This is a genomic window from Arthrobacter oryzae, assembly GCF_030718995.1.
In the GTDB taxonomy this organism is placed as follows: Bacteria; Actinomycetota; Actinomycetes; order Actinomycetales; family Micrococcaceae; genus Arthrobacter; species Arthrobacter oryzae_C.
The window spans coordinates 745,916-766,255 of the sequence record NZ_CP132204.1 but is presented as its reverse complement, the minus strand read 5'-3'; the positions used below and the strand labels follow the sequence as shown (position 1 = coordinate 766,255).

The 20,340-nt window shown below is 66.8% G+C and carries 18 protein-coding genes; 12 read left to right on the top strand and 6 right to left on the bottom strand.

Annotation, left to right across the window (positions count from 1 at the left end):
• The first annotated feature begins 135 nt into the window (after positions 1-135).
• The 5 genes from Q8Z05_RS03580 (at position 136) to Q8Z05_RS03560 (ending at position 5,411) form a co-directional block, all read left to right on the top strand.
• Positions 136-1,419 carry an ABC transporter substrate-binding protein gene (locus Q8Z05_RS03580; protein WP_305942126.1) on the top strand — a complete coding sequence of 428 codons (1,284 nt, stop codon included), beginning with the start codon at positions 136-138 and terminating at the stop codon, positions 1,417-1,419.
• Between the two features lie 31 nt (positions 1,420-1,450).
• A complete protein-coding gene (locus tag Q8Z05_RS03575) occupies positions 1,451-2,398 on the top strand; it encodes a carbohydrate ABC transporter permease (RefSeq protein WP_305942125.1) in 948 nt (315 codons plus the stop codon).
• On the top strand, positions 2,395-3,324 hold the full coding sequence (locus Q8Z05_RS03570) for a carbohydrate ABC transporter permease (RefSeq protein WP_305942124.1): 930 nt from the start codon (positions 2,395-2,397) through the stop codon (positions 3,322-3,324). The genes Q8Z05_RS03575 and Q8Z05_RS03570 overlap by 4 nt, the downstream gene beginning before the upstream one ends.
• 25 nt (positions 3,325-3,349) lie before the next feature.
• Positions 3,350-4,024, top strand: a complete 675-nt coding sequence (locus Q8Z05_RS03565; protein ID WP_305942123.1) for a Poxvirus protein I5 — start codon at positions 3,350-3,352, stop codon at positions 4,022-4,024.
• A gap of 88 nt (positions 4,025-4,112) precedes the next feature.
• The gene (locus Q8Z05_RS03560; RefSeq protein WP_371745919.1) at positions 4,113-5,411 is read left to right on the top strand and encodes an MFS transporter; all 1,299 of its coding nucleotides are present in this window, start codon (positions 4,113-4,115) and stop codon (positions 5,409-5,411) included.
• Positions 5,412-5,504: 93 nt separating this feature from the next.
• On the opposite strand, the gene Q8Z05_RS03555 is transcribed toward Q8Z05_RS03560, so the two are convergent.
• Positions 5,505-8,798: a family 78 glycoside hydrolase catalytic domain gene (locus Q8Z05_RS03555; protein WP_305942122.1), complete on the bottom strand. Its 3,294-nt coding sequence runs from the start codon at positions 8,796-8,798 to the stop codon at positions 5,505-5,507.
• Positions 8,795-10,915 carry a DUF6807 family protein gene (locus Q8Z05_RS03550; RefSeq protein WP_305942121.1) on the bottom strand — a complete coding sequence of 707 codons (2,121 nt, stop codon included), beginning with the start codon at positions 10,913-10,915 and terminating at the stop codon, positions 8,795-8,797. Before Q8Z05_RS03550 ends, Q8Z05_RS03555 begins: the two co-directional genes overlap by 4 nt.
• A gap of 350 nt (positions 10,916-11,265) precedes the next feature.
• Here Q8Z05_RS03550 and Q8Z05_RS03545 point away from each other — a divergent pair, with 350 nt between their 5' ends.
• From Q8Z05_RS03545 to Q8Z05_RS03520, 6 genes are all read left to right on the top strand, one after another.
• Positions 11,266-11,949, top strand: coding sequence for a YesL family protein (locus Q8Z05_RS03545; protein WP_305942120.1), 684 nt, complete (start codon positions 11,266-11,268; stop codon positions 11,947-11,949).
• Positions 11,950-12,027: 78 nt separating this feature from the next.
• The gene (locus Q8Z05_RS03540; protein ID WP_305942119.1) at positions 12,028-13,560 is read left to right on the top strand and encodes an extracellular solute-binding protein; all 1,533 of its coding nucleotides are present in this window, start codon (positions 12,028-12,030) and stop codon (positions 13,558-13,560) included.
• Positions 13,557-14,531: an ABC transporter permease gene (locus tag Q8Z05_RS03535; RefSeq protein WP_305942118.1), complete on the top strand. Its 975-nt coding sequence runs from the start codon at positions 13,557-13,559 to the stop codon at positions 14,529-14,531. Before Q8Z05_RS03540 ends, Q8Z05_RS03535 begins: the two co-directional genes overlap by 4 nt.
• Positions 14,531-15,403, top strand: a complete 873-nt coding sequence (locus Q8Z05_RS03530) for a carbohydrate ABC transporter permease (protein WP_305942117.1) — start codon at positions 14,531-14,533, stop codon at positions 15,401-15,403. Before Q8Z05_RS03535 ends, Q8Z05_RS03530 begins: the two co-directional genes overlap by 1 nt.
• Before the next feature lie 56 nt (positions 15,404-15,459).
• A complete protein-coding gene (locus Q8Z05_RS03525; protein WP_305942116.1) occupies positions 15,460-16,200 on the top strand; it encodes a rhamnogalacturonan acetylesterase in 741 nt (246 codons plus the stop codon).
• Complete coding sequence (locus Q8Z05_RS03520) at positions 16,201-16,872, top strand: DUF1961 family protein (RefSeq protein WP_305942115.1); 672 nt, start codon at positions 16,201-16,203, stop codon at positions 16,870-16,872. It begins immediately after the preceding gene.
• 39 nt (positions 16,873-16,911) lie between these two features.
• Here the strand turns inward: Q8Z05_RS03520 and Q8Z05_RS03515 are convergent, their stop codons facing one another.
• The 4 genes from Q8Z05_RS03515 to Q8Z05_RS03505 form a co-directional block, all read right to left on the bottom strand.
• Positions 16,912-17,880, bottom strand: a complete 969-nt coding sequence (locus Q8Z05_RS03515; protein ID WP_305942114.1) for an aldo/keto reductase — start codon at positions 17,878-17,880, stop codon at positions 16,912-16,914.
• Positions 17,881-17,883: 3 nt separating this feature from the next.
• Positions 17,884-18,444, bottom strand: a complete 561-nt coding sequence (locus tag Q8Z05_RS03510; RefSeq protein WP_442781328.1) for an SDR family NAD(P)-dependent oxidoreductase — start codon at positions 18,442-18,444, stop codon at positions 17,884-17,886.
• The gene (locus Q8Z05_RS21535; protein WP_442781326.1) at positions 18,375-18,608 is read right to left on the bottom strand and encodes an SDR family NAD(P)-dependent oxidoreductase; all 234 of its coding nucleotides are present in this window, start codon (positions 18,606-18,608) and stop codon (positions 18,375-18,377) included. The genes Q8Z05_RS03510 and Q8Z05_RS21535 overlap by 70 nt, the downstream gene beginning before the upstream one ends.
• Positions 18,609-18,709: 101 nt before the next feature.
• On the bottom strand, positions 18,710-19,741 hold the full coding sequence (locus Q8Z05_RS03505) for a LacI family DNA-binding transcriptional regulator (protein WP_305942113.1): 1,032 nt from the start codon (positions 19,739-19,741) through the stop codon (positions 18,710-18,712).
• 226 nt (positions 19,742-19,967) lie between these two features.
• On the opposite strand from Q8Z05_RS03505, the gene Q8Z05_RS03500 reads away from it, so the two are divergent.
• On the top strand, positions 19,968-20,315 hold the full coding sequence (locus Q8Z05_RS03500; protein WP_305942112.1) for an L-rhamnose mutarotase: 348 nt from the start codon (positions 19,968-19,970) through the stop codon (positions 20,313-20,315).
• The last annotated feature ends 25 nt before the right edge of the window (positions 20,316-20,340 follow it).

Here is a 20,340-nt window from a genome sequence, read left to right as displayed (position 1 = left end):
TCTTTGGAAAACGCTTGCCCAAATCTGGGAATGGGGATATTGTATCGTTTCAGAAAGCGCGTGTAAGCCGGATCACTACTCACGTTGTAGAGAATACTAGGAATCGCGCTTACACAACTGAGCAAGGAGGCTCTTATGATCAGCAGAAGGAATTTCCTCACCACCGTGGCCCTGGGCACCGCGTCCGCCGCCGCGCTGGCGGCTTGTGGATCCCCGGCTCCCGCCCAGACAGGTTCGGCGGAGAATCCGGTCACCATCAACTACACCTGGTGGGGCAACGACGATCGCGCAAAGCGCACCCGCCAGGCCATCGACCTGTTCGAGTCAAAGAACCCGGATATCAAGGTCAACGGCAACTTCACCGACTTCGCCGGCTACTGGCAGAAGCGCGCCACCGAGGCGGCCGGCGGCGGCCTGCCCGACGTCATGCAGTGGGACCTTTCCTACCTGAGGGACTACGGCCAGCGGAACCAGCTCCTGGACCTGGGCACGGTGAAGATCAACACCGACGCTTTCGAGAAGTCACTCCTCCCCTCCGGCCAGATCCGCGGCAAAACCTACGGCATCCCCACCAGCACCAACGCCTTCGCCGTGTACTACGATCCGGCCAAGCTCGCGTCCCTGGGCATTGCCGAGCCGGACGGCACCTGGACCTACGAGGAATACAACGCGTTCCTGGCAGAGGTCGGCGCCAAGGGCAACGGCGCCCTGTTCGGTGGCACGGACTACACCTCCATCTGGTGGATGTTCAACATCTGGCTGCGCCAGAACAACATCGAAGCCTTCACCGAGGACGGCAAGCTCGGCTTCACCAAGGACGACCTCAAGAAGTGGTGGAACGTCACCGCCGACCTGCGCGGCACTCCCGCCCTTGTCTCGGAGGAAAGAGTCACCCAGCTGGCACCCAAATCCCCGTTCGGCTCCAACGTCACGGCAACGGAAGCCACCTGGGACAACTTCATGGCCGCGTACCTCGGGGACAGCGGTGCCAAGGAACTCAAACTCGTTCCGGTTCCCTCCGATGACAAGGACAACCTGGGCCTCTTCCTCAAGCCCTCCATGCTGATGGTTGCCAGCGCCAAGACCAAGTACAAGGACGCGGCCGCCCGGTTCATCGACTTCATGGTCAACGACCCCGAAGTGGGCCAGATCTTCAAGACCTCCCGCGGCGTCCCGGCGTCCAAGACCCAGCGTGACGGCACCACCTTCGAAGGCACCGACAAGCTGGTGGTTGAGTACGAGAAGTCGATCGAGAAGTACCTCAAGGACGCCCCCGAGCCGCCCATCGTCGGCTTCGGCACGCTGGAAGCCTCTTTCAAGCGCATCGCCGCCGACCTCAACTACGGCAAGCTGACCGTCGACTCCGCGGCTGACGCCTGGTTCAAGGAAGCCGAAGACCTCATCAAGCAGAACGCCTGATCCAGTCGTTCGCAACTGACGGAATATTCACATGACTCAAAGCCCAACCCTCAGCAGGCGTTCGTCGTCGGCCCCCGTGCTGCGCAAATCCAAGCAGCGCGGGGCCGACGCCCGCGCCGGCTACACCTTCCTGTTGCCCTGGCTGCTGGGATTCATCGCCCTCACCGTGGGCCCCATGATCTCCTCGCTCTACCTGTCCTTCACCAACTACAACCTGTTCGACCCGCCCAAATGGATCGGGCTGGACAACTACACCACCTTGTTCCAGGACGAGCGGTTCCTGCAGTCCGTGGGCGTGACCGTGGGCTACGTGGTCTTCGGCACCCCGCTCAAGCTCGCCGCCGCACTGGCAGTCGCCATGCTGCTGAACAGCAAGCGCAAGGGCCAGGGCTTCTACCGTTCAGCGTTCTACGCCCCGTCCCTGATCGGCGCGTCCGTGTCCATTGCGATTGTGTGGAAGGCGATGTTCGGGGATGCGGGCCCCGTGGACCAGGGCTTGTCCTTCTTCGGCATCAACCTCGGCGGCTGGGTGGGCAACCCGTCCATGACCATGCCGATGTTCATCCTGCTGACCGTCTGGCAGTTCGGCGCCCCGATGGTGATCTTCCTGGCCGGCCTGAAGCAGATCCCGGCCGACCTCTACGAAGCCGCCTCGATGGACGGCGCGGGCCCGGTCCGCAAGTTCTTCAATATCACCTGGCCCATGCTGTCGCCGGTGATCTTCTTCAACCTGCTGATGGAAACCATCCACGCGTTCCAGATCTTCGCCTCGGCCTACATCATCTCCAACGGCGAAGGCGGCCCGGCAGGCTCCACCCTCTTCTACACCCTCTACCTGTACCTGCGCGGTTTCAGCGACTTCCGGATGGGCTACGCCTCGGCGATGGCCTGGCTCCTGGTGATCGTCGTCGGAATCATCACGCTGATCTTCTTCCGCACGTCCAAGTCCTGGGTCCACTACAGCGGTGATGCAAAATGACAACTATGGCAACTCCCACACAGCCAAAAACAGGCAGCGGCATTGCCGCGCCGGCTCCGGACTACAACCCGAAGTCCGAGTCAGCGGGTGCCAAGCGCGCCAAGAGCATCATCTTCCACGCCGTGGCATTGGCCCTCACAGCGGTGGTCCTCTACCCGGCCCTGTGGATGCTCGCGTCATCCTTCAAGCCGAATGCCGAAATCGGCGGCGCCAACACGTCGCTGTGGTCGAACAACTTCAGCTTCGACAACTTCGTCACCGCCATGGACGGGATCGGCGGCGTGTCCACGCTCCAGTTCTTCACCAACTCCCTGGTCCTGGCCATCGGCGCCGTGGTAGGAACCGTTCTGTCGGCCAGCGTGTCCGCATACGCCTTCGCCCGGATCAAGTTCCCCGGCCGCAGCGTGTTCTTCGGCATGATGATCGCCACCCTGCTCCTGCCGTTCCACGTGGTGATCATTCCGCAGTACATCGTGTTCCAGCAGCTGGGCCTGGTGGATACCTACATCCCGCTGCTCATCGGCAAGTTCCTGGCGGCGGACGCGTTCTTTGTCTTCCTGATGGTCCAGTTCATGCGCAACCTGCCGGCCGAACTGGACGAGGCGGCCCGCATCGACGGCGCCGGCCACGTCCGGATCTTCACCTCCATCATGCTTCCGCTGATGAAGCCGGCGCTCATCTCGACGTCGATCTTCTCCTTCATCTGGAGCTGGAACGACTTCCTGGGCCCGCTGCTCTACCTGAACACGCCGGAGAAGTACCCGCTGCCGCTGGCCCTGCGCCTCTTCGTGGACCAGACCCAGAGCTCGGACTACGGCGCCATGATCGCCATGTCCGTCCTGGCCCTGCTGCCGGTTCTTGTGTTCTTCCTGGTATTCCAGCGCTACATTGTTGAAGGCGTCTCCACCCAGGGCCTGAAGGGCTAACAGCGATGGAAGGCACAGCCAGGAAATGAGCACCATGGACAGCACCACGCCCGCAGGCCGCAACGAACCGATCCCGGTCAACCGCTTCGCCTTGTTCTCCGAGACCCTCCTTGCCGGCGTGCTGGTGCTGGTGCTGTCCCTTCCGCTGGTCACCATTCCTGCCGCGTACGCCGCGGGGATCGCGCACCTCGGGCGGCACCTGTCCGGCCGGGACGACTCCCTGCGTGCCCTCCGGGGCACGTTCCGCTCGGCGCTGCCGGGCAGCTGGAAGCTGGGAATCACGACGGCGGCAGCCGCCGTCGTGATTGTCCTGAACCTCCTGCTGGCGCTGGCCGGGCAGCTGCCCGGCCAGGCGGTGGTCCTGCCGGCCACGCTCATCCTGGCAGCGGCAGGTGCCGTCCTGCTCCTGCGCACCGCCGCGGCGTGGTCGGACGATGCGGGCAGCGCGGCCGGTGCACCAAAAGTTGGTGCCGCAAGCGCGACGGCCTCAAAGACCGGGGCCTCGAAGACCGCCTGGCCCGCAGCCCTTGATGCCGCCAAGATGCTCTCGCTCCGCGACTGGACGGGGTCGCTCCTGCTGGCCGCCGCACTGTTTGCCGCCGTGGTGTTCGTGTGGATGCTGGCCGCGCTTTTCGTGGTGGTTCCCGGCACCCTGATCCTCGCCTCGGCCGCGGTGAAGATGCGGTCAACCCGCGTTTAGCCCCGCAGCCGGGTTCGCTCCGCTATGCCACATAGCGCCATTGTTACCGTCCCCGCAGTTCCCCGTCACTACCGAGTTGAGCCCAGACGTGTCTTCCGACCGCCCGCAGTCCGCTGAGTCCCTCCAAGCCACCGGCCAGGCCGTTGAGCCAGCCGTTGAGCCAGCCGCCGAACCGAGCCGCTGGTACCACCCGCTGGCGCAGCGCAACTACCGCCTTTTCGTCGCCATCCAGCTCGCCGGCAGTACCGGTGTGTGGATGCAGCGCCTCGCCCAGGACTGGCTGGTCCTGCAGCTCACCGGCAGCCCGGCAGCCGTGGGCGTCGCGGTGGCGCTGCAGTTCCTGCCCATGCTGGTGGTGGGTCCGCTGAGCGGCATCCTGGTGGACGTTTACCCCAAGCGCCGCATCCTGCTGATCTGCCAGTCCGTCACCGCCCTGCTGGCACTGACCCTCGCCGTCCTGGATGCCGGCGGCGGAATCACCGTCTGGGCCGTGTATGCATGCTGCGTTGCCCTCGGCATCACGTCCGCCGTGGACGGCCCGGCCCGCCAGGTGTTCGTCAACGAGGTGGTGGGGGACGCCGCGCTGCGCCCCGCGATCGGGCTGAACAACGCGATCGGACAGCTCGGCGCCATGGCGGGACCGGCGCTCGGCGGCCTGGTGATTGCCAGCGCCGGTTCGGCCGCCGCCTTCGCCGCGAACGCGCTGGTGTGCCTCGCGGTGCTGGGCCTCATCACCGCCATCCGGACGTCCCAGCTCCACCCCAGCGCACCGCCCCTGCGCGGCCGCGGGCAAATCCTCGCCGGCTTCCGCTACGTCCGCCGCCGGCCCTCCCTCCTGCTGGTGATGCTGCTGGCGGGACTCCTGGGCGCCTTCGGCATGAACGGACCCGTGGTGCTTGCGGCTTTCGCCGAAGACATCTGGCACAGCGGTGCCGCCGGCTTCGGCATGTTCAACACCTTCAGTGCCGCCGGTGCCCTCATCGGCGCGCTGCTGGCGGCGCGCCTGCGCACCCTGGGCCGACGCGGGATCGTGGTGAGTGCCGGGCTGTTCGGGCTGACCCAGCTGGTGGCTGCCCTCATGCCCACGCAGGAGCTGTTTGTGGCGATGCTGGTGCTGGTGGGCGTGATGACGCTGCTCTTCCTGACCGGTGCGGCCACCACCGTGCAGCTGGAAGCGGGCGCGGACGTCCGAGGCCGCGTCCTGGCGCTCTACCTGCCGCTGCTGCTGGGCGGGCACGCGCTCGGCGGACTGCTGGCCGGGTGGCTCACGGAAGAGTTCGGCGTCCGGGCCGGCCTGGTCGTGACCGGGGCGCTCGGCATGGTGTCCGCCGTCGTCATCGGACTGCTGCTGTGGCTGAACGCCCGGCGACGGTCCGCGGCTTTGTGAACTGGCCGCGGCAATTTGACGATTTTGGCCGCTTCGGGCCGCGCAGAGCGACCAAAAGTGGCAAACGGGCGGCCCGGGTAGAGAGGTGGCCGGCTATTCCGGGCGGAAGTGCCAGGTTCCCGGGTGGATCCGGAACCTGACGGTGCCGGCCCCGGCTCCGGTGGAGAATTCGACGGCGGCGGCACCCGGCGTCGGGCCTTCCACCGCGTAGCGGCCGGCCGGCAGCACCACCACAGCGCGGACTCCGGCGGGGACCGTGCAGCTCAATTCCGTCCCGGCCGGCCCGCGGCGCCAGCTGGCCGATACCGTGCCGCGCTGGAGCGGGACACTTCCGCGGGCGTGCTCCAGCCGGCAGGCGGGCGGTTCGACGGAAACCTCCGCACCCCCTGCCGTAACCCTGATGCCGAGCAGGTGGGCAAGGATTTCCCGGATTACCGAAGCGGACCAGGCGTGCGACTGGCTGTAGTCCGTGTCCTCGTCCAACTCCCAGGCTTCCCAGGTGAAGCTGGCCCCGGATGCCAGCAGCCGCGCCCAGCCGGGCTGCCCGGAGTCGGTCAGCAGGTCCAGCACGTCGTCCACCAGCCCCGCTGCGAGCAGGGCGCGGACCAGCCGGTGCACCGTCATGGGTCCCTGGCGCATCCCCATCCCTGCCAGGCGCCGGCCGTCGCGCTGGACCCACTCCGCCGGGGTGATGCCAAGCGACAACGGGAACGACGTGGCGTGCTGGGACGCGTGGCCGGTGGGGGATCCGTCCGGCTTCAGCCCGTCCACCATCACGCCATCCACGCGCAGGCGGGCGTTAATCGCGGCAGCAAGGTCAGCCGAGTGGGAGCGGTACCCGGCGGCTTCCCGCGTCCGCCCCGTCACTTCGCACAGCCCGGCCACCGCGTCCAGGACGGACACGGCCTGGGCATTGACCGTGGTTTTCGCGGCACACTCCATGTCGTAGCCGAACCGCCCGGGCGCCGGCCAGTCCACAATCCCGTGCAGGTACGGGCCGGACCCGCCGCCGAGGCAGGTGATGAGTCCCGCCGTCGGGCCGTCAACCGCGATGTGCCGCAACACGTAACCGGCGGTGGCACGCAGCGCCGGCAGCAGCTCCTCCACGAGGGCGGTGTCGCCGCTGTTCCGGTGGTAGTCCTCCACCCATTCGGGCATCATCAGGGAGAAATCCGGGATGTCGCGCTTGCCGTCGCCGTTGGGATAAACCGCGTTGTAGCGGCCGTGGTCATCGCCGTCGGACCAGTACCTCGTGGCCGACGCAGCAAACTCCCGCAGGGCCTGGGCCGTCAGGTTGCGCTCGCCGAACAGTGCCATGGTGGCGTACGAAATGTTCACGGCATCGCCCAGGAACTGGCCTTTTTCGCGGGTGGGAGTGTCCACGAACTGTTCCTGCGCGCCGTACAGGGCGGAATCGCGAAGCAGCGTGAACACGGCGTCCAGCACCGGATCGGAACTACTGAAGGAACCTTCACGGGAATGCCCGGAATGTACGACGACGGCGCCCGCCGCGGTGATTTCGTCCGCCGGGATTCCGGGCACTTCGAGGTACCGGAACCCCAGGTGAACGGCGGCTTCGTAGCGCTGCGGACCGTCGGCCTGAGTATAGGGGAACGACATGTCCGTGTTCTGGCTGGCGGACTTGCCGCGGTCAACCCGGCCGTCCGGGGCCAGCGTGTAGCCGGCGCGGATCATGACCGTGCGGCCGGCCTGTCCGGCGGAGAAGTCCACTACCGGCCGGGCGGGCAGTACGCGCCCGAAGTCGGCAACCACCGTTCCGTCCCGGGCTGTGAGAAGCCGGGCGGCGGCGGAGGGTGTCCTGGCCAGGAAGGTGCGCCGGGGACGTATGGCCGGGAAGTCCGCAACCGGGTGCCTGCCGAGCGTCGTCGCCTGTTCCCAGGTGGCGGACCCGGGGGCTTGAGGAGCGCCGGGAGCGGTGGCATCCAGGTGTTCCACCGGATCGCCTTCGTCGTTCCGGTAACCGGACTGCCGGTAGGGGCCCTCGGCCACCTGCCAGTCCGGCCCCGAGCCGAAAACCTCGCGACGGCCGTCGTCGTAGTCGACGTGAAGCTGGGCCAGCAGCCCGGGAACACCGGCAGCCCTGCCCTGGCCCGGCCCGTACCAGTGCACCCGGGCCGAGAGGACTGCGCCACGCCGGCCGTTCTGTCCGGGTTCCGCCTGCAGCAGGGCGGTGACGTCGGCGGCGTCGTAATAGCCTTCGCCGGGGTAGCCGAAGGAGGAGGTCTCCAGACAGGTTGCGCCGTCGATGCGGAACTCCGCCTGGTGGCTGGCCGCGGCAAACAGCCTGGCGCGCACCACGTTGCCGGAAAGCGTTACGTCCGTGCGGGCCAGCGTCCACTCGTCGGGCTGGCGGTGGGTGGTGGTGCGGGTCCACTCGTCGAGGCACGCGCGGGCGCGGCCGGCTCCGGCGTCAAAGCGATGGTTCAGGAGCGCAGCGCCGGCCGTGCTGCGGTTGCCACCGGCCATGACTCCCGGAGTGGAGTCTGTGACGAGGAAGGAGGCGTATTCGGCCTGGCTGCGCGGGCCCTGGTGGAGGGCCAGGCTTCCGCGGAACCCGGCGGGGGCGGGCACGTCCGCGCTGAAGAGCCCCACGCCGTCGAGTGTCACCGCAACGCTGCGGCCGTCATCCGTGACTGCCAGGTCATGCCAGCATCCGGGGACCAGATCCTTGCCGGGCAGCCGTTCCTGGCCGGCCTTCGCAGGGCGGTCCAGCCGGGCGCTCGCAAGGATCTCGGTGGCGGGCACGGCAGGGGAGGGGATCTCCCACTGGGCAGCACGCCGGAGGACCACGCTGCCGGCGGAATCCAGCTCCAGCAGCAGGCCGGTGCCGGGACCGGTGGCGCGCAGCAGGACGCCGGCCCAGCCCATGACCGGCCGAAGGCGCACTTCCAGCCTGACCCGGCGGACGGGCGGGCAGGGGAGGGGGAGGTAGGGCGAACCGGCGACCCGCAATGCGCCGTCAAAGACTTCCAGCGGAGCCCTGCCGCCGGGTTGCCTGCAGATCCACTCCGCGTCCCAGTCCGGCGCATCGAGTCCCGTGCTGAACTCCTGCGGCGGGGACCAGTGCCCGGGCACGCCGGCGGCGTCGTGTACGCGGACGGTCCAGCGGAAGTCGGCGTCGGGCGCGAGCTCCGGGCCGCCATAAACCACGTAGTGCTGCTGGCGGGAGACGACGATGCCCGAATCCCAGAGCTGCGCTCCGCCCGCATCGCTCAGCCGGAGCTGGTAGGCGGTCTGATAGGAGAAGGCGGGGTCGCTGCCCGCCCCGGCCTCCAGTTCCCAGCCGAAGTGCGGGCGTTTTGAGGCCGTCAGGCAGGCTTCCAGTCCGTCCGTGAGAAGTGCGACGGCGGCAAGCGGGCCCGTCACTTGCTTCCGGCCAAGGCCGCAGCTTCAGCCGGGGTGAGAATGCCGTCCGCGATCCAGACAGAGAAGGAACGCCGGACCGATTCCCCTGCGGCGAGGATCACCGGCCGGTCCCAGGCCAGTGCCGAGCCCACACCGGGGTAGCCGGACAACCTGACGAACCAGGGGTCGGGGGCCTCGGCGGGGGCGGCGAACAGGAGGCTGGCCGCGCCCGCCGCGAAGTCCGCCGTCCATGCCAGCCAGGGCGACACGGAGCCGTGGACCCCGGCCTCACCCTGGTGGTCTGCCGTGAACACCGCGGCCCCCGTGCAGGCGGGAAGCCGCCAGAAGAATCCGCCGTAGCCGCTTCCGGCGGCCCCGTTGGAACCGGGTCCGCCCAGCGAGGCGTCGACGACGGCGGTCAGTTCCGTTGCAAGGTCCAGGCGCCACGTGCGCTGGTCCACCTGGCTGCTGCGGGTGATGCGGCGCTCGCGGAGGACTTCGCTGCCGTCCAGTGCCTGCCAGCCCAGTTCCTGGTGCAGGGCGTCGCTGCCCGGCGAGGCTGGTTCCAAAGTGGCGGCGAGCTGCACGATCCTGCCGTGGTCCGGGCGTTCCTCGTACCGTCCGGAGCCGCGGATGTAGGTTTTGCCGCCCCAGAAATTCGTGCCGTTCACATCCTGCAGGGCGATGCCGGCGCCCAGGTGCCACGGGTGGTCCGCCGGCAGGTGGTCCGTGACGGTGACACCGCCGAGTGTACGCACGGGGTGCAGGTAGGGTCGGGGGGAGAGCCGCGCCGCGACGGCCGACCCGTCGCAGACGGTGGCGAGGGCCACGGAAGCGAGCGCCCGGGCGCCGCTCCGCGCGCCAGCTTCCGTACCGCCGTCGTGCACGGAAAGCGACAGGGCGTCCGCGTTAGCGGCGGCCGGCCGCGCCCAGGGCAGGCCGAGTTCACTGAATGTGGCGTGCGCCGCCGTCGCGCGTTCCAGGGCATCTTCGATGCCGGTGATCACCGGGTGCGCGGAGTCGCCGTCGCCCACCCAGTCGATGAACTGCGTAGGGATCAGTGCCGGAGCGTCGGCGGTCCGGATGGCTTCCAGCACACGCATGAAGGCGCCGCTGTCCGCGAGGGAACTGGTCAGGGGAGCGCTGCCGGGGTGGCCAGGCGAGCGGCGGTTCCGCAGATGGTCCAGGAGGTTCTCCGTGAGGTCGTCCCGGCCGAAGACCTGATGGCGCTCGCCCGCTGGGGTGCTCACGGTCAGTCGGTCCTCGGTGTAGTGGAACACCGCGGTGCCTTCGCTGCCCTGCAGCGTGACATAAGGTTCCACGGATTCAGTGGCGCAAAGGGTCAGCGCGCATGTGATGGGAAGGCCGGAGGCGGTGCGGACGCGGATGACGGAGGTGTCGTCGGATTCGATGTCGTTGGCGCGGTAAAGGTCCGTTTCCACCGACGCGATGTCATCGACGGTCCGTGCCCCGGCGATTCGCAAGGCAGTGGCGATCGCGTGGGCCAGCGGATTCGTGGCCACTCCGTCCACCACGTCAACGCCGTCCAGGTTTCGCTTGCCCGCCCAGCGGGACCGCTTGTAGTAGGCGCGGTCGCGTATCCAGCGCCCGGTGGCGGTGACTCCCAGGAGGGAGCCGATTTCGCCAGCCGCGAGCAGTTCCCCGATGGCTTGGAGGGCATGCGAGCCCAGGCTCTGGAAACCTATCTGGACACTCCGCCCCGCCGCCGCCGCGGCGTCCTGGAGGCGGTTGAAGTCCGCCAGGGAGGCGACCGGGGGCTTCTCGAGATACAGGTCGGCGTAGGGGAGGGCGGCGAGTGCCAGGGGTGCATGCGTCTGGATGGGTGTGGCCACTATGACGAGGTCGAGCTCCGGCGTTGCCGCAAGGAGTTCGTCGAGCGTGCTGAAGACTGCCGTTTCGGGGGGAAGCGCGCCGGCGGCCGGGGGATTCGGATCGGCCACAGCTGCGAGCGTCACGGCCCCGCTGGCCTGGAGCCTTTCGAGGTTGCGGAGGTGGTGGGTGCCGAAACCATGGACGCCAACGAGTGCCACCCTGGGCGCGGCAGGGGCTGAGGCGCTTTTGTGTTCTGCAGCGGGGATGGCGGGTTCCTCCGGGACGGGCGCGGACAGGGTGCCCATGGCTCTCCTCTTCTGTCCCCGGGACTGTGCTGTCCCGGAATTCTTCTCTCCCCGGGATGGGGGTGACGTCGGTGTCGTTGTGGGAATTTCTCTGCGGAACTTAGCCGGGCAGGGCCCGTTGCTTCGCCATGCGCCGAAGGCCGGGTTAGGCCCACACCATGGCTGGCAAGCGCTTTCCACAGTACTGCTGTGGCCAGTGTACCGCTAGCCGCCGACTTATGTAACGATTCAAATCTTGCCTTGACCGCCGCTGCAAATGCGTCTAGATTTTCCAGAAACCGCTTACTGACGTGACGTGGACCACTATGGCCCCCGTTTCTGCAACGATGGAGATCTGAAGGGGGCTGGCTGTGCTGGCTGGAAGTTTTAGCGCCAAGGCATACTCATTTTTCGACACCCTGCTGTGGATTGCCTGCCTGAACCTGCTGTGGATCGTGTTCTCACTGGCCGGACTGGGCGTGTTCGGGGTGGGGCCTGCCACGGCGGCGGCGCAGGTCCTGGTGCGCCGCCGGGTCCGGGGCGAGGCTGCTCCGCTGCTCCGGTCGTTCGCGAGGGAATACGGCCGCAACTTCGGCCGCGGCAACGGCCTGGCGCTCCCGGTCCTGCTGGCCGGAGCGGCCCTTGCCCTGAACTGGAACTACTTCTCCCGCTCCGCCGACCTCCCGTCGCAGCTGCTGGCGGCCGGCACCTTTGCGGGCGCCATCTTCCTGGCGGCCGTTGCGTGCCACCTGTTTCCCCTGTTTGCCCGCTATGAACTCCCTCTGGCGCAGTACCTCCTGATGTCCTCGCGGTTCGCCCTCCGGCACCTTGCCGGCACGGCGATCCTGCTCTTCGTGACGGCCGCCGCCTACTTCGCCAGCCAGTCGCTGCCGGGGCTGATCCCTTTCTTCAGCATCGGAGCCTGGCTCTACGTCACCGGCTGGCTGTGCGACCGGTTCTTCACTGCCAATGACGAATCCGTGACCGGCCCTGCAGGGGGTGCGCACGCACCCGCACACGGCCCTCTGAATGAAACGTATCAAAGCGCCAGCTGACCGGCATCGACACCCGCACCAACCCCGAACACCCCGCACCAACCCCGAAACCAACCCCGAAGAAGTGGAAACGGAAACATGATGATCCCTAGAAACCTCAGCCTGGCGGCCGCCGTCGTGACCGCCGCCGCACTGGCCCTCACGGCATGCAGCGGAGGTGAAGCGCCGGCAGCGGATTCGTCGAAGATCAGCATCATGGCGCCGTTCCTTGAAGCGCAGCCGCCGGCGGCCGACGGCGCCGTGCAGCAGAAGCTCGAGGAGCTCACCGGCAAGGACGTGAGCATCACCTGGACGCCGAATGCCTCCTACGAGGACAAGATGAACATCACCCTGGCCTCCTCCGAGATCCCCCAGGTCATGGTGGTGCAGAGCAAGTCGCCCGGCTTCGTCAAGAACGCCGAGGCCGGCGCTTTCTGGGACCTCACCGACAAGCTCGCCGATTACCCGAACCTGAAGACGACGTTCCCGGACGTGCAGAACAATGCCAGTGTCAACGGCAAGGTCTACGGCGTCTTCCGTGCCCGTAATCCCATCCGGGCGGCCGTGATGTTCCGCCAGGACTGGCTGGACAAGCTCGGACTGGCGGCACCTGAAACTACCGAAGACCTGTACAAGGTGGCCAAGGCCTTCACCGAGCAGGATCCGGACGGCAACGGCCAGAACGACACCTGGGGCATCACCATTCCCAAGTGGGGCGCCCTGGGCTCCAACAGCCCGTACGACATCATCGAGGAGTGGTACGGGGCCGGCAACCGGTGGACCGAAAAAGACGGCAAGCTGATCCCGAGCTTCGACACCGAAGAGTTCCTGGAAGCCAACCGGTTCGTCAAGAAGATGGTGGACGAGAAGCTCATCAACCCGGACTTCGCCACCTTCGACGGCACTAAATGGAATGAGCCGTTCTTCAACGGCAAGGGCGGCATCATTGTCGACGTCGACTCCCGCGTCAGCGTGCTGATCAACCTGTTCAAGCAGGCCAACCCGAACGATTTCCAGAACAAGGTGGGCTTCGTCGGCAACCTCAAGGGACCGGACGGCGAACTACACGCCCACCCCACCGACGGCTACTCCGGCTTCCTGGCCGTTCCCAAGACCAGCGTCCGCACCGAGGCTGAGCTGAAGAACGTCCTGGAATTCCTGAACACCATGAACGGCAAGGAAGTGGCCACACTGCTCAACAACGGCATCGAAGGCGTGAACTTCACTGTCGAGGACGGCAAGGCAGCCACCATCAAGCCGGAAACGGCCGAGAGCAAGGCCGTCTCCACCGATATCAAGAGCTACGCCCAGCTGGGCACCAACGTCACCGGCAACAACTTCTACCCGGTCAAGCAGGCCTCGGACTACGAGCAGGAAGTGTTCGACAAGCGGGTTGAGGTCATGGCCGCGGACCTGAAGAGCGCCGTCTACAACCCTGCCGCGGCCTTCGTCTCACCCACCTACGTGGCCAAGGGCGCGCAGCTGGACAACATTGTGGCCGACGCCCGGATCAAGTACCTGGCCGGCCAGATCGATGAGCAGGGCCTGAAGGATGCCATCAAGCTGTGGAAGACCAGCGGCGGCGACAAAGTCCAGGAAGAGATCAACAAGCTGTGGCAGGACAGCAAGTGACAACGTCCGCCCTTGACGTCAAAGCCCCGGAGCAGGCGCCGCCACCCGCGCCTGCCCCGGGGCGGCGACGCCGTTTCGCCGTCCACTTCGCTCACTACAAGTGGCTCTACCTTCTCCTGCTCCCGGGCGTCATCTACTTTGCCGTCTTCCGGTACGCCCCCATGTACGGGGTCAGCATTGCCTTCAAGGACTACGTTCCGTTCCTGGGCGTCAACGCCAGCCCGTGGGTGGGGTTCCAGCATTTCCAGGACTTCTTCTCCAACCCGGACTTCGGCCGGCTGCTGGGCAACACCCTGATCCTGGCATTCCTGAACCTGGGCATCGCGTTTCCGTTGACCATCGTGCTGGCGCTGCTGCTCAATGAGGTCCGCCTCTCGATCCTCAAGCGCACGGTCCAGACGCTTGTCTACATCCCGCACTTCCTGTCCTGGACCATCGTGGCGTCGCTGAGCTTCCTGCTGTTCGCGCTGGACTTCGGGCCGCTGTTCCTGTTCCTCAACTCCGCGCTGGGCACCAACATCGACTTCCTGTCCGATCCGAACTGGTTCCGGCCGCTCATTGTGCTCCAGGAAATCTGGAAGAACACCGGCTGGGGAACCATCATCTTCCTGGCTGCCCTGGCCACCGTCGACCAGGACCAGTACGAGGCCGCCATCATCGACGGCGCCGGCCGGTTCCGCCGGGTCTGGCACATCACGCTGCCGGGCATCCGCTCCACCATCATCGTGATGCTCATCCTTGCGATCGGGCAGATGCTGAACACCGGCTTCGAACAGATCTACCTCATGACCAACGCCCTCAACCGGAGCGTGGCCGACGTCTTCGATACCTACGTGTACTTCGTGGGCATCACCCAGGGCGCCTACAGCTACAGCACCGCCGTCGGACTCTTCAAATCCCTGGTGGGCATTGTGCTGATCTTCGGCACCAACTGGCTGGCCAAGCGATTCAACCAGAGCGGACTGTTCTAATGAAGATTCACAACACCACCGGCGGCCGGATCTTCGACGCCGCCAACTACGTCTTCCTGGTGCTGATCGGCGTCCTGACGCTGCTGCCCTTCGTCTACGTGTTCGCCGGCTCCTTTGCCACCGAAGCGGAGATCACCCGCCGGGCCTTCTTCGTCTGGCCGGAGCAGTTCAGCCTGGGCTCCTACGAGTACATCTTCTCCACCCCCGCGTTCATCCGGGCGCTGGTCACTACCGTGCTGGTCACGGCAGTGGGCACCGTGGTCCAGCTGGTCCTGACAGTCACCATGGCCTACCCGCTGGCCAAGCGGAACCTGCGCGGCCGGCAGCTGATCCTGTCCCTGGTGGTTTTTGCCATGGTGTTCTCCGGCGGCATGATTCCCACGTTCCTGCTGATCAAAGACCTCGGCCTGCTCAACAGCTACTGGGCGCTGATCCTGCCTGCTGCGATCAACCCGTTCAGCCTGATCATCATCAAGAACTTCTTCCAGGAGCTCCCCGCCGAGCTGGAAGAGTCCGCCAAGATGGACGGCGCCACGGAAATCGGGATCCTCTGGCGGATCCTGCTGCCGCTGTCCAAACCGGTGCTGGCCACGTTCGCGCTGTTCTATGCCGTGGGCATCTGGAACGACTTCATGTCGCCACTGCTGTACCTGAGCGACAACTCCAAGTGGACCCTGCAGATGTACCTGCGCCAGGTCACCGCGTCCAGCGACCTCCTCGGCACGGGCAACGTGGATCCGAACTACATCCCGCCCGAACAGGGCATCAAATTCGCCGTGATTGTGGTGGCCACACTGCCCATCCTGATCTTCTACCCGTTCCTGCAGAAGCATTTCGCCAAGGGCCTGCTGATCGGCTCCGTCAAGGGCTGAGCCGGCACCCGCACGGCCCTGAAGGCACAGGCATCCACTCCAACAGAAAGCACAGCATGAAAATCCTGCTCGCCGGCGATTCCACGGTGGCCAACTGTCCCACCCACGAGTACCCCATGAGCGGCTGGGGCGCCCGGCTGCCCCGGTATGTCTACGCCTGGGCCGCCGTGCACAACTTCGCCAAAGGCGGGGCCAGCACCGAATCCTTCCGCGAAGACGGGCTCTGGGGGCAGCTCCTCGAAACTGCCGGGGCGGGCGACCTGGTGCTCATCCAGTTCGGCCACAACGACCAGAAGCGCCCCCACCTCGCAGCCAGGACCGGCTACGCGGCCAACCTCCGCCGCATGGTGGCGGAGGTCCGGGAACACGGCGCGGTGCCGGTGCTCTGCACGCCGGTGGAGCGCCGGCACTTCCTGGCCGGCCCGGGCGCCGGTGTCCAAGCCAGCCTGGAGGAAAGCCTTGAGGACTATCCCGAAGTGGTCCGCGAGATCGCACTCGAACTGCACGTCGCCGTCGTGGACCTCAACGCCTGGACCCGGTCCCTGTACATGCAGCTGGGAGTTGAGGAATCGACGTCGCTGTTCTGCCATTTCGGCTCCGGCGAGCACGCGCACTGGCCGGCCGGGCTGACGGACAACACGCATTTCTCCCGGCGTGGCGCGTCCCTGGTCGCCGGGGAAGTTGCCAGGCAGCTCGGGCTGTTCGGCTTCGGGCCGGATGCCCGGCCGGGCTCCCGTGAGAAGCCGGGATCCCGTGAAAGCACGACGGCGGGACTCACGACGGCGGGGCGCGGCTAGGTGGGGACGCCACCGGCCGCCACGGGCACTCTGTACAGCAACCCCCTGGCCGGACCGGCGGACGTGTCTGGCTGGGTGGCGGAAGGACCGCTCAGCCTGGGTGCCCGCGACGGCGCGCTCGAACTCTCCGGCTCCCTGGACGACGGGGAATTCGGCGACCACGCCCACTGGACCTTCTGGTGCCCGGTGGAGTTCCCGGACGGCATCCGGATCACCTGGGAGTTCCTGCCCCTCGCGGAGCCGGGGCTGGCCATGCTGTTCTTTTCGGCAACGGGCCAAGGGGGACAGGACCTGTTTTCGGCGGACCTCGCGCCGCGCACCGGCTACTACCCGCAGTACCATTCGGGCGACATCAACGCCCTCCACGTTTCCTACTTCCGGCACAAGTACGCCTCCGAACGGGCCTTCCGTACCTGCAACCTGCGGAAGAGCGCCGGTTTCGAGCTGGTGGCCCAGGGTGCGGACCCGCTGCCGCCCGCGGAAGACGCCACGGATTTCTACCGCATGGAACTCGTGAAGGACGGGCCGCGCGTGCGGTTCTCCATCAACGGACTGCCGCTGTTTGCGTGGCGGGACTCCTCGGACAAGGTCCTTGGCGGGGGCTACCTCGGGTTCCGGCAGATGGCACCGCTCCGGGCCGCCTACCGGGACCTCACGGTCGAGAAAATCTAGCCCTCGCCGCGAAAACCGGCCTTGCCGTCCGGTGCCGGTTCAGTACCCGGTGGGCATCCGCGGGGTGTACGCCCCCTCCAGCCGGCCCACCTGTTCTTCGGTGAGCTGGATGTCGAGGGCGGCGGCGGCATCGCTGAGGTGGCGGCTCTTGGTCGCTCCCACGATGGGGGCGGCCACGGAGGGGTTGCGCAGCACCCATGCCAGGGCCACCTGGGCCATGGGCACGCCCTGTTCCTGGGCGACGCGCTGCACGGCATCGGCGATGGGCTGGTCGTCATCGCTGAAGAACCGGCGCTGCATCGGATCCGTGTCCGCGCGCTTGGTGTGTTCGCCCCAGGGCCGGGCGAGCCGCCCCTTGGCAAGCGGGCTCCACGGGATGCTGCCCACGCCCTGGTCGGCCAGGAGCGGGAACATCTCGCGTTCCTCCTCCCGCTGCATGAGGCTGTACTGGTTTTGCATCGAGACAAACCTGGTCCAGCCGTGCAGGCTGGCGGTGTGCTGCATCTTGGCGAACTGCCACGCCCACATCGACGACGCTCCGATGTACCGTGCCTTGCCGGCCTTCACCACGTCGTGGAGGGCCTCCATCGTTTCCTCGATCGGCACCTCGGGATCGAAGCGATGGATCTGGTAGAGGTCCACGTAGTCCGTCCCGAGGCGGGACAACGACGCATCCACCTGTTCCATGACGGCTTTGCGCGACAGGCCGGATCCGCCCGGGCCGTCGTGCATCTTGAAATGCACCTTGGTGGCGAGCACCACGTCCTCCCGGCGGGTGTACTTCCTGATGGCGCGCCCGACGATTTCCTCGGAGCTGCCGAAACCGTAGACATTGGCGGTGTCCCAGAACGTGATGCCCAGCTCCACGGCCTGGCGGAAGACCGGCTCCGCTTCCGCGTCGCCGAGCGCCCATTCATTGAAGCCCTGGGACGTGTCGCCGAAACTCATGCAGCCCAGCGCGATGCGGCTGACTTTCAGGCCGGACTGGCCCAGTCGGGTGTACTCCATCGCTCAGCCCTCGATCCCGGTGCTGAGGCTGAGGTCCCGCCACTTGTCCAGTTCCGTGCGCTCCGCTTCGGCGACGGCGGCAAAGGCGTTGAACGCGTCCCTGCCGAGCACCATCAGCGACGGCGGGTTCGGACTTTCTGTGACGGCCAGGATGGCCTCCGCCGCCTTGGCAGGATCCCCCGGCTGGGTGCCGTGGACGGTGTCGTTCTCCTTGCGCCGTTTCCCGGCCGTCTCCGCGTAATCATCGATCGGCGTCGCCGACTGGGTGAGTGAGCGGCCGGCGAAGTCCGTGCGGAAGGCGCCCGGTTCAATGACGGTGACATTGATGCCGAGCGGCTGCAGTTCCTTGTGGAGGGATCCGGACAGGCCCTCCAGGGCCGCCTTGGTTGCCGAGTAGTAGCCCGATCCGGCAGGCGAGATGCGCGCTCCGATGGAGGAGATGTTCAGGATTGACCCGGCCCGCTTGGCTCGCATGTCCGGGAGGACTGCCTTGATCATGTCGACGGCGCCGAAAACGTTCGTGTCGAACAACTGCCGGATGTCGGCGTCGTCCGCTTCTTCCACGGCGGAGCGGTAGCAAGCGCCGTGTCGGGGTACGCAGCCGCGATGTCCTCAAGCGTGGCCGCGTTCCGGGCGGTGACGACGGCGTTGTGGCCGCGGGCGAGCACCGCCTGGGCGAGGGCACGGCCGAGTCCGGTGGAGCATCCTGTGATGAGCCATGCAGCCATGGGGGCGTTCCTTTCCTGGTGACTTCTGTCCATCCAACAGGCGCCGGTCCCGGCGCGGAAGGGCCTGCTGATACACGTACTCCCAGTGCCTCCCTCCCGCGTCAGGCAGCGGTGGCGGCCTCGGGGCCGGCGGTGCTTTGGCGCACCACAAGTTCCGGCGTGAAGATCACTGCCCGGTGCTTGGGCTTGTCGGATTCCAGTTCCTCGGCCAGCAGCTCGATGGCGGTCCGTCCGAGTGCTTCCGTGGGCTGCCGGATCGAGGACAGCGGCACCACGGCGGACACGGCGAAATCGATGTCGTCGTAGCCGATCAGGGCGATGTCCTCCGGGATCCGCAGCGTGCGCAGCATGGTGAGGGACTGCATCACGCCGAGCGCCAGCAGGTCGTTGGCGCAAAACACGCCGTCCGGAAGTTCCCCGGCGCTGCGGCGGGCCAGCTGGTCGCCCACGCCGCGGCCCGCCAGCACCGTTTGCCCTGCGGAATCCAGCACCTCCAATGACGCGTCCGGAACTTCGGCGACGGCGCGCTGCGCCCCCTGGAGGCGGTCAGCCACCTGGCGTATCGACGTCGGGCCTCCCACGAACGCCAGCCGACGGCGGCCGATGTCCAGCAGGTGCCGCGCCGCAAGGTAACCGCCGGCGTCGTCGTCGACGGAAACTGAACTGTACTTCGCCTCATCGGCGAGCCGGTCCACCAGGACCGTGGGCACGCCGCGTTCGCGGAGCTGGTCGAGCCGTTCGGTGACGTCGCCCACCGGCGAAATCAGCAGGCCCTGGACCCGCTGCTCCTGGAAGAGGTCGATGTAGTTCGACTCGCGTCCCGCGTCGTGCCCGCTGTCCCCGAGCAGGACGGCGCTTCCCTGCAGGGCGGCAGCATCCTCGGCGGCGCGGACCACGGACGTGAAGAAGGGGTTGCCGACATCGAGGACTATCAGGCCGATGGTGCGGCTGTGGCCGGCACGGAGCTGGCGGGCGGCGTCATTGCGTATGAAGCCGAGCTCGTCGATGGCCTGCAGAACCCGTTCCTTGGTCCGCTGCGACACCCGGTCCGGGTAGTTCAGGACATTGGACACCGTTCCCACCGCCACGCGGGCATGGTTCGCAACATCTTTGATGCTGGCTGACCGTGACATGTTTCTCCAAGCTCTCTCGTGCGGGGCGGCGGGTGCAACCGCCTGGATCAAACCCCCCGGCCCAATTGTCCGTGCCCGGCCCGTGTTCCCCGGCCAGCGAAACGGCATGCGGCCGGATGAACCCTTTTCATCCACTGACAATTGCTTGACACCTACTCGACTTCAAGAGTACTTTGAATCGTAACAATGAAACGATTCAAAGATTTGAAATTCAGGAGAGTCGCAGATGAGGGTGTGTTTTCGCTCCTCGGTCCAACCCGGACTGATCGATGAGTACAGGCGCCGGCACGCCGCCGTCTGGCCGGACATGCTCCGGGCCCTGAAGGATGCGGGCTGGCACAACTACTCGCTCTTCCTGGGCCCTGACGGGCTGCTGGTGGGCTACCTGGAATGCGACGATTTCGACGCCGTCCGGGCGCGGATGGCGCTCACCGAAGTCAACGCACGTTGGCAGGCCGAAATGGCCACATTGTTCGCTAACACGGACCAGGCCCCTGACGAAGGGTTCCTGGTCCTCGAAGAAGTCTTCAATCTTGACGATCAGCTTGCGGCGGCGGAGTCCACGACGAGCTGATCCACCCGGGCTCCAGCAGCGGGGC